Source organism: Enterococcus ureasiticus (assembly GCF_001730285.1).
GTDB lineage: Bacteria > Bacillota > Bacilli > Lactobacillales > Enterococcaceae > Enterococcus_L > Enterococcus_L ureasiticus.
The window spans coordinates 184882-198646 of the sequence record NZ_MIJZ01000016.1 but is presented as its reverse complement, the minus strand read 5'-3'; the positions used below and the strand labels follow the sequence as shown (position 1 = coordinate 198646).

General features: G+C 34.3%; 15 protein-coding genes. 12 read left to right on the top strand and 3 right to left on the bottom strand.

Annotated elements, in window-relative coordinates; genetic code table 11:
- The first annotated feature begins 69 nt into the window (after positions 1 to 69).
- The 3 genes from BCR21_RS15170 to BCR21_RS15160 all read left to right on the top strand — a co-directional run bounded on the left by BCR21_RS15170 (position 70) and on the right by BCR21_RS15160 (position 2604).
- Positions 70 to 849 carry a phosphotransferase family protein gene (locus BCR21_RS15170; RefSeq protein WP_069647299.1) on the top strand — a complete coding sequence of 260 codons (780 nt, stop codon included), beginning with the start codon at positions 70 to 72 and terminating at the stop codon, positions 847 to 849.
- Between the two features lie 114 nt (positions 850 to 963).
- Entirely contained in the window at positions 964 to 1611 is a 648-nt protein-coding gene (trmB, locus tag BCR21_RS15165; protein WP_069647298.1) for a tRNA (guanosine(46)-N7)-methyltransferase TrmB, read from the top strand.
- A 360-nt stretch (positions 1612 to 1971) separates the two neighbouring features.
- Positions 1972 to 2604, top strand: a complete 633-nt coding sequence (locus BCR21_RS15160) for a TMEM175 family protein (RefSeq protein WP_069647297.1) — start codon at positions 1972 to 1974, stop codon at positions 2602 to 2604.
- Positions 2605 to 2670: 66 nt separating this feature from the next.
- On the opposite strand, the gene BCR21_RS15155 is transcribed toward BCR21_RS15160, so the two are convergent.
- On the bottom strand, positions 2671 to 3012 hold the full coding sequence (locus BCR21_RS15155) for a PepSY domain-containing protein (protein WP_069647296.1): 342 nt from the start codon (positions 3010 to 3012) through the stop codon (positions 2671 to 2673).
- A 240-nt stretch (positions 3013 to 3252) separates the two neighbouring features.
- On the opposite strand from BCR21_RS15155, the gene pepA reads away from it, so the two are divergent.
- From pepA to BCR21_RS15125, 7 genes are all read left to right on the top strand, one after another.
- Positions 3253 to 4329 (top strand): glutamyl aminopeptidase, encoded by a 1077-nt coding sequence (gene pepA, locus BCR21_RS15150; protein ID WP_069647295.1) that lies wholly within the window; start codon positions 3253 to 3255, stop codon positions 4327 to 4329.
- Between the two features lie 10 nt (positions 4330 to 4339).
- Positions 4340 to 4654, top strand: a complete 315-nt coding sequence (locus BCR21_RS15145) for a thioredoxin family protein (protein ID WP_069647294.1) — start codon at positions 4340 to 4342, stop codon at positions 4652 to 4654.
- Positions 4655 to 4717: 63 nt separating this feature from the next.
- A complete protein-coding gene (locus tag BCR21_RS15140) occupies positions 4718 to 5176 on the top strand; it encodes a universal stress protein (protein ID WP_139125676.1) in 459 nt (152 codons plus the stop codon).
- 197 nt (positions 5177 to 5373) lie between these two features.
- Positions 5374 to 5991 carry a YtpR family tRNA-binding protein gene (gene ytpR / locus BCR21_RS15135; RefSeq protein ID WP_069647422.1) on the top strand — a complete coding sequence of 206 codons (618 nt, stop codon included), beginning with the start codon at positions 5374 to 5376 and terminating at the stop codon, positions 5989 to 5991.
- Between the two features lie 235 nt (positions 5992 to 6226).
- Entirely contained in the window at positions 6227 to 7348 is a 1122-nt protein-coding gene (locus BCR21_RS15130; RefSeq protein ID WP_069647292.1) for an FHA domain-containing protein, read from the top strand.
- A gap of 76 nt (positions 7349 to 7424) precedes the next feature.
- Entirely contained in the window at positions 7425 to 7601 is a 177-nt protein-coding gene (locus BCR21_RS16920; protein ID WP_139125675.1) for an NAD(P)-binding protein, read from the top strand.
- A complete protein-coding gene (locus BCR21_RS15125; protein WP_084013355.1) occupies positions 7580 to 8764 on the top strand; it encodes an FAD-dependent oxidoreductase in 1185 nt (394 codons plus the stop codon). Before BCR21_RS16920 ends, BCR21_RS15125 begins: the two co-directional genes overlap by 22 nt.
- A 191-nt stretch (positions 8765 to 8955) precedes the next feature.
- On the opposite strand, the gene BCR21_RS15120 is transcribed toward BCR21_RS15125, so the two are convergent.
- Positions 8956 to 9345, bottom strand: coding sequence for a hypothetical protein (locus tag BCR21_RS15120; RefSeq protein ID WP_084013354.1), 390 nt, complete (start codon positions 9343 to 9345; stop codon positions 8956 to 8958).
- A gap of 163 nt (positions 9346 to 9508) precedes the next feature.
- Positions 9509 to 10249 carry a tyrosine-protein phosphatase gene (locus BCR21_RS15115; RefSeq protein ID WP_069647290.1) on the bottom strand — a complete coding sequence of 247 codons (741 nt, stop codon included), beginning with the start codon at positions 10247 to 10249 and terminating at the stop codon, positions 9509 to 9511.
- Between the two features lie 613 nt (positions 10250 to 10862).
- On the opposite strand from BCR21_RS15115, the gene BCR21_RS15110 reads away from it, so the two are divergent.
- Positions 10863 to 13163 (top strand): Cna B-type domain-containing protein, encoded by a 2301-nt coding sequence (locus BCR21_RS15110; protein ID WP_069647289.1) that lies wholly within the window; start codon positions 10863 to 10865, stop codon positions 13161 to 13163.
- A gap of 132 nt (positions 13164 to 13295) precedes the next feature.
- Complete coding sequence (locus BCR21_RS15105) at positions 13296 to 13748, top strand: universal stress protein (protein WP_069647288.1); 453 nt, start codon at positions 13296 to 13298, stop codon at positions 13746 to 13748.
- Positions 13749 to 13765 lie beyond the last annotated feature (17 nt).

The window sequence follows — 13765 nt, the reverse complement described above, 5'->3', positions numbered from 1 at the left end:
GCTATGGAAGCTAAAATGGTATTTACTGTAAATAATTAGTAGAAGTTGTTAAGATAGGAGATAATTTCCATGGCATTTCAGTTGGATAAGGAATGGCGCTTGCAGCCAATAAAAGGCGCAACTGGCCAAACTTTCATGGGTATACGTGCGACTGAAAGAGTATTTATTAAACGAAATACTTCTCCTCTTTTGGCTGCATTGTCTAAAGAAGGAATTGCCCCTAAGCTAGTTTGGACGAAAAGAACAGTAACAGGCGATATTTTAACAGCACAAGAATGGCTAGACGGTCAAGTACTTAAAGCTCAAGAAATCGGTCAAAGAAATGACGTTGTGGATGTACTTTATCATTTGCACCATTCACATATGCTAAAAAGCATGCTGGGGAAAATTGGTGGTCAGATCTATTCGCCTGCGATGATGCTTCAAGCGTATGGCGAGAAATTGCCTCAGGAACTTCAAAATAATTCGTATCTTGCTAGAGTGTATAACTATCTGCAGGAAAATATACCAAATTATTCTATTCATAATTATATGGTCGTTCATGGCGATGTGAATCATCGTAATTGGATCGTATCGAATAATTATTTGTATTTAGTTGACTGGGATTCCGTAATGATTGCTGATCCTGCTTTAGATTTAGGCATGTTGCTTGGTCATTATGTTCCTAGGGCAAGCTGGAATAAATGGCTGTTATCTTATGGTATGCGGCCTAGTGAAGAAGCATTGACGCGAATCAAGTGGTATGCGTTATTCAATTTCTTGCAAGAAATTCTCCGACACTATCAATCTGGAGAAAAAAGAGAAATGAATGCAGAGATTTTGAAGCTGAAACAAGCTTTTGGGTATTAAAGTTGTTGAGTATTTGAGTCTCACCGCTTACTTGAATAATAGAGGGCAGCACAAGACGTTGATCGTTTTGTCCTACCCTCTTAAAATTTGTTATAAAGAAAGGAAACATAAAACATGCGAATGAGAAAAAGACCAGGAGCAGCTGAACTTTTGGCTAGTCATCCTGAATTAGTCGTTGATGAACCAGCCAAGTGGCAAGGTCGCTGGGCTGAACGTTTTGGGAATAATCACCCCATTCACATCGAAATTGGCTCTGGTAAAGGACAATTTGTAGTCGGAATGGCAAAAGCTAATCCAGAAATCAATTATATTGGGATCGATATGCAATTAAGCGTTCTTTCGATTGCGTTAGAAAAAGCGTTGGAAGAAGAATTGCCTAACTTGCAATTACTTCATGTCAATGGTGAAGAATTAACGCAATATTTCGGAGAAAATGAAGTGGATCAAATTTACTTGAACTTTTCTGATCCTTGGCCAAAAACTAGACATGAGAAACGTCGTTTGACGTTTAAAACTTTTTTAGCGACAGATGAAAAAATTCTAAAACCGAATGGCGAGATCCATTTTAAAACAGATAATCGTGGCTTATTTGAATATTCATTAAGTAGTTTTTCAAAATATGGTATGATTTTAGAACAAGTTTGGCTGGATTTACATGCTAGTGAGTATCCAGGCAATGTTATGACTGAATACGAAGAAAAATTTTCTGCCAAAGGTCAGCCTATTTACCGTGTTGAAGCAAGGTTTCAAGCTGAAAAGTAAATACACTTTTTTTGATAGGGTTACAAATTTGACTATACTATGATGACCACTTTTTGGTGAGATGAAAAGGAAGTCTATATATTCTGACATTTTCGTTAGGATGTATAGCCTTTTTTTATTTTACGAAAATATGACAGGTACCTACATATTATTATTGACATTTAATGTAGGTATCTTTATAATTCTTTTTTGTAAGGTACCTGTATTAAATTTGAATAATGTATAAAAAATATAGGGGGAGATGATTTTATGTTAGCTTGTTTATTTTTAATCTATGAATTTTGTAAAGAATATAAAATGAGACATACCCACAAAGAAGCATTTTGACTAAAGTAGAAAACTTAAAAGGAAGTGAATAAAATGACATTAGTGGATGGGAAATTAAGAATAGAATTATTTAGCGATGCTGTTATTGCGATCGTCATTACAATTGCAGCTTTAGAGATTCCAATTCCTTATAACGGCGTCTCTAACCAGTTTATCGAAAGTTTAATTACATTTGCAATCAGCTTTTTTATAGTAGCAGGCTATTGGAACGACCATCGGAAACTGTTTGAACAAGTAGGGAAAATCAATGAACGGTTTGTCCTCAGAAATACGTGTTTTCTCTTTTCACTGGTTTTGATTCCAGTATTTACCAAATGGTCGATGGAAGCCGCAGATAAACAAGTACCGATGTTGGCGTATGGTGTATTGTTAATGTTCATCAACGCAACATTCAGCGGATTATTCTTGGCGGGTATCCCTTTAGCAAAAGAGCCGACAGAAGATGTGGGTCACTTTAAACAGCTCTATAAAAATCGCGATCATGTCTATTATGTCGCTATACTTTTAGCAATGGGGATCGGTTATTTTATTCCGCAGCTAGCGTTGCTGTTATTTATCGGGTTACCAATCATTAGTTACTTTTTAAAAACGAATTTTGAAGAAAAATTTGAGGAGCAGCATCGGTTAGAACATCGAAGAAATAATAGACAGAAGAGGAAATCATAAATGTCTGAAAAAAAAGAACGGTTGAACTCACATATTTGTCCTGTGGCTTCAACCGTTCTTTTTATTTTAATCTTTGATTCGTTTTACATCGATCACAGTTCCTGTAAAAGCGTCTGCAGTAAACTCATACTGAACCATAACGCCATCTTCTAAACGTGAAATTCCGCCGTTATAAGTCTTTGAATGTACCGCAAATTTTCGTAATGGTTTTTTCTCAAACTCGATCCAAGATCCTTCGATCGGTCCTTCTTTCAAAAAGGCTTCTTTCACGCTTTCTAAAACCAAATCAGCGTCCAACGTACGTTTTTTTTGATACCATAAAGTTGAAGCGATCCCGCTTAAGATGCCCAGACTCACGCCAAGCGCTAGTCCGCCTTTAAAATAGCTTAATTCATTTTCTTCATTCATGGGGAATAACCTCCGAGTATTTTCAAATGTTTGCCAAAATTCTTCAGCTTTAACTCTATTCTAACACATTGAATGAAAATATCGAAAAACAAAAAACGTGGGCAATTGAAAAAATTTGCGTTATAATGAATGTGAAATCATATGAAAGGAGTATCTGCCGTTTTTGTTTGAAAATAGTGTTATTTTTTAACAAAAAAGAATGGTTGATCTTAAGCTGGATCGCTGGCAGATAATACAACGATGGAAGAAAAAACATTTCAACGCATCAAAGAACTAACAGAATTACAAGGGACAAGCGGATTTGAAGATGATATTCGTGCATATATGAAAAAAAATATGGCACCATTAGTAGACGAGATTCAATATGATGGTTTAGGTGGGATTTTTGGACTTAAAAGAGCCAAAGAACAAGATGCACCGCGTGTTATGGTAGCTGCTCACATGGATGAAGTTGGTTTCATGCTGACGCAAATCAAAGATAATGGATTGTTCCAAGTGGTTCCTTTAGGCGGCTGGAATCCATATGTGGTATCAGCACAACGTTTCACGTTAAAAACAAGTAAAGGCAATTATCCATGTATCTCTTCTTCCGTTCCGCCGCACTTATTACGCGGAACAAGCGGTCAAAAGCAATTAGAAGTGACAGATGTATTATTCGATGCTGGTTTTGAATCAAAAGAAGAAGCGGAAAGCTATGGCGTTCGCCCAGGTGATTCGATCGTTCCGCAAACTGAAACAATCAAGACAGCTAATGGTAAAAATATTATCAGTAAATCATGGGATAACCGCTATGGTTGTACATTAGTGTTAGAAGCATTAGAAGCGTTGCAAAATGAACAATTAGGCCACACGCTGATTGCGGGTGCTAACGTTCAAGAAGAAGTCGGTTTACGTGGTTCTAAACCTTCTGTTCATAAATTTAATCCAGATTTATTCTTTGCAGTCGATTGCTCAGCGGCTGATGATATCCAAACGAAAAAAGGAACATATGGACATCTTGGTGAAGGGACATTGTTGCGCATTTATGATCCTGGTATGATCACATTACCTCGTGTACGAGAATATTTATTAGATACAGCTGCAACACATAACATTCCATACCAATACTTTGTGTCAAAAGGTGGAACCGATGCAGGTGCGGCACATACAACGAATAATGGCGTACCAAGTACAGTAATCGGTGTTTGTGGGCGTTACATCCATACACATCAAACAATGTTCAATATCAAAGACTTTGAAGCAGCCCGTGAAATGTTGATCCAGGTCTTAAAAGGATTAGATAAAACAACAGTTAATACGATCATTTACGGAAAGTAGGGGATAGCTTATGATTATTCCAACATCTTATGAAGAGTTGGCAGGTTACGTTTCAGAAGGAAAAAGTGTTTTCTTTTTCACAGCAGATTGGTGTGGTGATTGCCGTTTTATTAAACCAGTGATGCCTGAAATCGAAGCAGCATTCCCAGAGTTTCGTTTTATTGAAGTGGATCGAGATAAGTTCATGGATCTTGCTTCTGAATGGACTATTTTTGGTATTCCAAGTTTTGTTGTGACGGATCAAGGGAAAGAACTGGGTCGCTTGGTCAACAAGGACCGTAAAACCAAAGAAGAAATCACAACATTTTTAAAAAGTATTAGTTGAGGTTTTAATGGCATCAGCTAGCCTATTCAAGAGAGAAAATAAAACAATCGGGAGATGAGTACTGTGTTAACACAAACCTATAAAAACATTTTAGTTGGTGTAGATGGCAGTGATCAAGGAAATTTAGCCTATCAACAAGCAATTGAAGTAGCTAAAAGAAATAATGGCCGTGTGATCGTCGCTCATGTGATAGAAAATAAAGTCTATATGATGATGGGTTATTCCTCTTTGAATGATGGGTTATTAGATCAAGAGACAGAGAGTGCTAAAGAAATATTGGAAGACTGTAAAGCGTATGCCAAAAGTGCTGATTTTACTCAAGTAGAAACCGTGATAACGTATGGTGTGGCAAAAGAAGTGATGTGTAAAGAGTTGCCAGAAAAATATGATGTTGATTTGATCATGGTCGGTCAATCAGGATTAAATGCGGTAGAGCGTTTAATGATGGGCAGTGTTAGTAGCTACATCATTCGTCATGCACCTTGTGATGTTTTGATCGTCCATCCAGAAACAAAAAAGTAAATAAATAGCACGCGTAAAATAGGTGAAGCAAGGCGTAACCGTTTTGTTTCACTTATTTTTTCTGGTGCAAGTGCTAAAAAAATAGATGAAATTCCATGCAGTGACTCTATTTTTTTGTTAAGATGGATAAGTGATAGAGGGACTGCATGCTTTTAAAAAGCCAGTATAGAAAAAAGATAAAAATGGAGTGGGAAAAAATGATTTTTGCTTACAATAAGGAACATGTCGGTGATGTCCTGATGGTCATCACAGCAGATGATAAAGGTCAAGAAAATCGTGTAGAACGTAAAGGAAATGTGGCACGAGTAAGTGTAGTGGAAGAGGATCAAGTTGTAGCTTGGAATATTTTTGAGGCATCAACGATTTTAGGAGACATTGAAGGCGATGGCCAAGTAGAGTTGACCGAAGAACAATTAACGAAAGTGAATGAAGAACTTGCTAAAGTAGGTTTTTCCGAAACCTTGGCTAAAGAGAGTGAACCAAAAATCGTCATCGGTTTTGTAAAATCTTGTAAAAAACATCCTGATTCAGATCATTTATCGATCACGCAAACAGAAGTGGATAATGGTGACGTATTACAAATCGTTTGTGGTGCGCCAAATATCAAAGCGGGACAAAAAGTTGTTGTTGCAAAACCTGGCGCTATGATGCCAGATGGTCTGATGATTTGGCCAGGAGTTTTACGTGGTGTAGAAAGTTTTGGCATGATTTGTTCAGCAGGTGAATTACGCTTACCTGATGCGCCAGCGAAAAAAGGAATTTTAGAATTGCCTTTTGATGCAGTAATTGGCGAAGCCTTTCCTGTTGGGAAATAAATGTACCTAAATCTATTTATTAGTTGTTAGGGACTGGAAGAAAACACCATGTGTTTTCTTCCAGTCCCTATTCATTTATTCTAATTACACTAAATCTATCTATTAAATGAGAATAGGTTGTTATAAAAACGACTCTTTTAAAAAGTGATACCCTTAGATTTGCAACTTATCATTTTTTTAAATAGAATTAAAGAAATAGAAGAAGTATAAAGCATTTGGAAATGGAGGAGATTTTATGCAGACTCGATTTAAGGGGATGATACTTTTTCTTTCATTCATGACGATTTTTTCTGGTTGTTCGAAACTCAATAATGAACACGATTCGGCATTATCAACAGACATAGAGAAACAGCAAGAAGCTATGACGAATGTAACACCTGCCATTTATAAAACATACGAGCAACAGGCTGAAGCAATCATCGGATATTCAGAATTGTATAATTTAGCTGTCGAATCCCAAGAAGGAAAAAGGGAAAATGGCATGTATGTGATACCAGGGTTACTTAGTACAACAACACTTGAAAATAATCAGATAAAAACAATCGTTGAATGCGATTCTATGACACCACAAGGAGTCACGATGGCAGGCGATTACTTACTTATTTCTTCTTATTGTCATGAACATAAACATAATTCAGTCTTTTATGTGCTGGATAAGAATACACATCAGTATATAAAAACAGTGGTTCTTGAAGGCTATCCCCATGTTGGAGGGGTCACACATGATCCGATTGCAAAAAATGTCTGGGTTTGCGCTCGCCATAAAGATCGAGCAGAAATTGTTGCGATTCCGATGGACAGTATAGAAAACTATGAATTAAAAAATACGCTTCAACCAATCAAGTACACACAACAAGTAGAACTACCACAAGTAAAAAGAGCGTCAGTCATTACGTATTCAAATAAAAATATATATGTCGGCTATTTTGATAGTCAATCAGATGGCAAGTTAGAACAGTACCCTTTAGACGAAAGAGGGAAAATGACAGGGCAATTGGCTTCGGAGCAAGTAATCCACACAACTATGGATATAGATAAAAGCAAAACAAATGAAACAATCGTTAAAGAGTTACAAGGGATTACGTTTGTTGAAGATAAACTAGTTGTTACTCAATCTTATGGTACGTTCAAAAATTCTAAATTACTACTATTTAATTATGATACAAACAAAAAAAGTTTTTTAGATAATGACATAGAGAAAGTGGTTGATATGCCGGCTCATGGAGAACAAGTATCAGCAAGTGAAGGACAAATATATGCGATTTTTGAGTCTGCTGCTAAACCTTATCGAGAAAACGAAAAAGTATGGGTTGATCGAGTTTTAAGGATCGATACCAAAAAATTGCTTCAAGAATAATAAAATCACTAAAAAGAATATTTAGTAAAGAGCGAAACATTCTAAGCTAAAATTAACTAGATGGGAAAGTGAGTGTGTGACAAAATCGTATGATGTGATTGTTATTGAAAGTGGGTTAAGTGGTTTGACGATTGCTTACGGACTAAATAAAAAAGGGTTGAGTGTTGCTATTGTCGAAGCTAACAAGTTTGGTGGAGCGGTTGCAAACTACGGTAGTACTCGAAAAAAGAGTTGGTTGCTTTTGCAGAGCTAAAACTTACTGCACAGCAACTAGCCAAAACAGGTGCGGTAAATGAACTAACGCCCAACTGGCAGTCAGCTATGGCCTATATAGATTCACTCGAGAACACTGAATCACTAGAGCATGAAACAGCATTGCGAAAGGCTGGAATCGATACAATTTATGGAGAAGCAATATTTGTGGATGAGCATCATATTGAAGTAGCTGGCTCTCAATATGAAGGGGAAAAATTTGTGATAGCAACAGATGCAAAAAGTAGAACATTACAAATTGAAGGTAGCGACTATTTAAAAGACAGTACTAATTTTTTGACGCAAAAAGAGTTGCCGAAGAAAGTAATTTTTATTGGGGCTGGGATTATTGCGTTCGCCTTTATAACCATTGCTGAAGCTTTTGATACAGAAGTGACTGTCATTCAGCATGATGAGCGAGCCTTAGCTGCCTTTGACCAAGAACTTGTTTATAAGCTAATTGAGTTAAATAAAAGTCGTGGAATAAACTATCATTTTGATGAACAGCTTATTGCAGTAAAAAAGAATCGAGACAATTATAGTGCTATAACGGCTAAAGGTATCGAGTATCAAGCAGATGCTATTTATTGTGTTGCTGGTAGAATACCAAATATATCTGATTTAGGAATTGAAAGGATCGGGATTGAATCAGATCAACACGGTATTGTCGTCGATGAGTGTCTAACAACCAACATATCAACTATATATGCATGTGGAGATTGTAGTAACACTCCTGTACCAAAACTAGCTACATATGCAGTTTGGGAGGCAGACTATTTAGTCGAACATTTGACCGGAGATGGGCTGAAAAATATAGACTATCCATTATCAGTGATGTCCACCTTTAGTCAACCTAAATTAGCACAAGTAGGCATCTCAATTTCCCACGCCAAAGAATATCAAGGTCTATATAGCGTTGAAACGATTGATATGACTGATTGGCTAGAATATAAAAAAAATAATGACGCTATTGCGTTAGTAAAAGTTGTATATCAGAAAAGTGATAATAGAATAGTTGGTGCAACTAGCTTAAGTAATCAAGCGGATTTGTTTATTAATTATTTTACGATGGCATTGCATGCGGGATGGACTAAATCAGAGCTGAAAAAAATCATTTTTGCTTACCCATCATTAGCGAACGATGTGTTAAGAGCGTATCATTAAAATAATATAGAAAAATCAACGTGAGTGAAGGAAATTCAATCTTTGAGTTTCCTTCACCCTGTTAGTGAGGAGAATAGCACGATGAATACTCGCTATATCAGTCTTGACAATAGTTGACATTCATAGAAAAACTTCTTAAAAGGAATTGCTTTGTTATGATTACGACGGAAAAATTTAAAATCATAATATTGTTATTTTTTTCTGTTTTTTTCCATATAATCAATCGTTGTAGGGATTATTTTTTGAACATATAACCAGATAATCAAAAAAAATATACTAGGAAATACTAAATTTACTACTGTATGAAGAGTAGCGTTTGTAATGAAAATATTTATAATCCCAGTTATGTAGCAACTGCAATAAAAGGTAAGTGCAATATTTTTAAACTTTAAAATTTTTAATTTAGTAGATTCACTTATTTTTTTTTTATACTTTAGTTCATAGTTATCAGTGTTTATCAACAATGTAATCATCGTACCAAAGACACCTATTTTAGCTGTTTTATCTGCTAATAATAAGATATATGCAAGAACAAAAATAATTGGAATATATAAGATGATGTCTTTTAATTCTTCCTTCACTTTATAACCATCCATTCGCTAGCAGATCTTTTTTTATGGTAGTGTATTAATTTTAAAACGAGATTGGGACATACCTCTACGATTTAGACAACTCGAATAAGCGGTAGCAACAGAAGCCACTACCTCAACCTCGTTTTCTGAGATAGGTTATGTTCAACAACTGCTAAACAATGAATTTTTTTCTGAATTGATCTACATAATCAGTATCTAGTTTTAATCCCTCAAGTAAATAATTGTCAAAAGAACCAAAATGCTCTTCTAAAACTTTTTTTGCATGACATAAATACGTTTTATCAACATTTAAAGCAAGTTCCAAAGCGTTTAGTTGCTGTTCAGTAAGTTTGCTTTTCAGTGAGTCAATAATTTGTTTATTTGCTGATTTTCTAGATTCATTTGTTTTTAGATAATCGTCCATGATGCTTTGATCAGAGGCACCAGCTATTTTTAAAATAAGAGCAGCTGCAAATCCAGTACGATCCTTCCCGGCAAAACAATGAAATAGAATAGGTTGATCTTCTTCTAAAATTTCCGTAAGAAACTTACTATAACCAGACAGTGCAGAATTACTGATTACAAGTTCCTCATAGGTTTCAATCATCGCTTTTTCGACATCACTTTGGTTAATATCTAACATTCCTTGTAAAGAAGCGATACTAGATGAATCCTCAGATGCTAATATATCAATATTCTCTATTGTAATGTTGTTCATATCCATATCTGGCTGCTCTGAGATTTCTGTTTTGTTTCTAAAATCATAGACCTTTTTGATTCTACAATCATCCTCTAAAAATTGAATGTCTTTTTTCACTAATCCAACTAACTGACCACTTCGATAGAAATAGCCTTCTTTTAAAGTCCCTGTAGGTACGGTAATGCCACCTATATCTCTTAAATTTGTTATCATAATAAACACCTTTCTACATAATTTGTATATGTAATAATACTCGCGATATTTGCGGATGTAAAATAAATAGACAAATGAAATTGTTAATAGTAGCGACTCTTTATAAAAAATTAATATTCTATTTTTATAGAAGTATATTGAGGATTAATTGTATTTGTAATGTAAATTTTCATTTTATTAAAAATATATTTTTTAAAAAAGAAAATATTAATTGGTGAAAAAACTCCTTTGGTATCAGTTTTTTTTATTATAAAAACAGTTATTTTGAAATTAAATTAAAAATATTATGAAATTAAATATTAATATTGAATAGTTAGTTAATCAGATGATACTCTAAATATCTAGGAAAGAGAAAACTTCATTTCATGATGTGATCATTAAATAACAAGTGTACGGTTTTTATAATTTTTAAAGGTAATGTATAATCTAAACTGTTTGATACAGAATAAGATTTTCGATAACGTTTTAATAGTGAGTAGATTTTAATAAAAGAACATGGATATTCTAGTGAATTAGAAAAAATGTTTAATTTAAAAATTACCTTTGAAATGTTATTGGAAATCAGATACTACTCCATTTATATGCAATTATAAAAAAGAAAGAAGATGAAAAGATGAAGAAATACATATATTTATTGTTGATTTTCTTTAGTTTTATTTGTTTGCCTAAAGTTGCCAAGGCGGAGGCGACTATTTTACCGCCAGAACCAATTAAAAATGTTCGTTTAGATACGAATTTAAAAGGAAATCCAGATGTTAAGCTAGTTAATTTGAATTTATTGAATTCTAGATTATATACGATTGTCGATAATGATAAAAATTTATATTTTTGTTTGGACGAAAGTAAATACTATCCATCAGGTCAAGATTATAAAGTAGATACGAACGAAAAAATATCTGGCTCAGTACTATGGTTGATGCAAACTTTCTACGAAAATCAAGATACACAGAATTCTGTACCAAATGTTGAAGGATATCGTGATGCAAACGAGTTAACTAGATATGCTGCAATACAAGTTGTTATTTGGAAATTGACTGGAGGAAAATTTGATAATAAGTTAATTGAATCAAATCCTTTAATAAAAGATCTATACACCGAAGCGCAAACAAAGACCAATGATGATACCTCGTATCAAGAAGTGATCAACAAAATAAATAACGTTGAAATCAACGCAAAAGAGATTATTCCAAACGGTGACGATGGGACAAATTATAATTACTTATTGCAATTTGAAGACAATATCGATCAAGAAACAGAAAAATTACTTCAAGTAAAAGATGAAGAGATAAATATAGGGGTACAACTCTATAAAAATTCTAAAATAACCGATATTACGAAAGATACTACAATTAATAAAGACTACGATAAGCGAACAATCTCTATAGATATACCGAAAGACCTAATTGATAAAGATAAAGCCGATGATACGGTCATTTATTTTAATATAGATACACTGCTCACGACTAGACATCCCTACTATTTGGTATTTATTTCAAGTGGAGTTCAACCACTCGGTGGATACCAACCAATTGAAAGGACATTAACTACCAGAACCAGTATTGATTTAGATTTATCCGAAACATCTTTTTCAGTCTTGAAAAATTGGGATGATTCAAATAATCAAGATGGCATACGTCCATTGAATTTACCTGTACAATTATATCAGAGCGATAAACCATACACGCATACAAGTAACGAAAGCCTGACACAAGGCAATGAAACTAAATTTGGTGAGGTACAAGAGCTAAATGAAGAAAATGGCTGGGAGTATATCTGGGGGAACTTACCAATAAAAGATAATAATGGAAATCCTCTATATTATACAGCTAGAGAAGAACTTGATTCAAAATATGATTTGAGTATAAATTCGACTGATGAAGGAAAAGCTATCCTTTTAACCAATACGTATAAACCTGAAACAGTTGACCTAAAAGGAGTCAAATCATGGGAAGATGGAAATAATCAAGATGGGATACGCCCCTCATCTATTGTGGTCAATTTATTAGCAGATGGAGAAATAATTCAAACAAAGAATGTTACAGAAAATGAAGGATGGGCATATGAATTTTCCGATTTACCTAAATATAAAGAGGGAAAAAAGATTGACTATACAGTGACAGAAAATTCCGTTCCTAATTATACAGCAATTAGTGATGGGATGAATATTACAAATACCCATATCCCAGAGGTAACAGAAATCAGTGGAACAAAAACATGGGATGACAAGAATGACCAAGACGGTAAACGTCCAACAACGATAACAGTAAACCTTTTAGCCAACGGAGCACCAGTTGACTCAAAAGAAGTAACGGAAAAAGATAACTGGACGTACCATTTTGATAACTTACCCAAGTATAAAGATGGGCAAGAGATCGTTTATACCGTAACAGAAAATGATGTGCCAGAGTATTCGACAAGTATAGAAGGAACAACTATTACGAATCATTATACACCAGGCAAAACCAGTGTAACAGTAACGAAATCGTGGAATGATGGAAACAATCAAGATGGCATACGTCCCGACAGTATCAAAGTCCAATTATATGCGGATGGTGAAAAGTCAGGAGAAGAAGTTACCTTAAATGAAGGCAATAACTGGACAACGACTTGGACTGATTTGGCAGAGAAAAACAATGGACAACCGATCGTCTACACTGTAAAAGAAGTAGGAAATATTAAGGGATACGATGTAACAATCAACGCCGAAAATAGTGGCAACATTATTATTACAAATACGCATATACCTAAAAATGGAATAAAGGGTAATGATCCTGAAACGCCAAGTAAAAATAGCCTTAATAAAGATTATCCAGCAACGGGAGAAAAAAATAGTTGGATTTTCTATGCAATAGGAATACTATTGATAGTAATTGTGGGGTATGTAGGCTTAAAAAAGGTAAAATACCATAAGTGAAATGATTAGAAAAGAATACGGATCGCAAAAATTAATCCTTAAATAAGAGATAATAAAAGCAATATAAAGTTGTATTAAAGGTATAAATTTCAAATGAATGGTATACTTAAGAAAAAATTTGAGGTGAATTTTATGTATAAAAAAATAGTAACAGTAGTTGATGTATTTGGAGAACCAAATGGAGTATTAGCTGAAGTCATTACTATGTCGCAAAGAGAAAATTCTGAACTTCATTTATTAATTAACAAACCTGAAATAGAAGCGCTTGAACAACTGAATTATCTACCATATGATAGTGGAATGTATATGCCTTATGAATATGATATGATTAAAGAGAATGACGAAAACTATCAAAAAGATGTGGATAAGGTTATTTCAAAAGTCAAAGCCGAGGGCGTAGACAAATTAGTGTCTACAATTTATAGTGGCAGTACAAAATCTTTTATCAATAAATATATCGAAAAAAATAGTATGGATTTAATCGTTCTAGGTAGCTATGATGAGTTATTATCTAAAAGAGAACTAGAATCTGTCGCAAAACATGTTATAAAGAATACGACTAGTAATCTACTTATTTTGAGATGATCCCGATATATATTAAA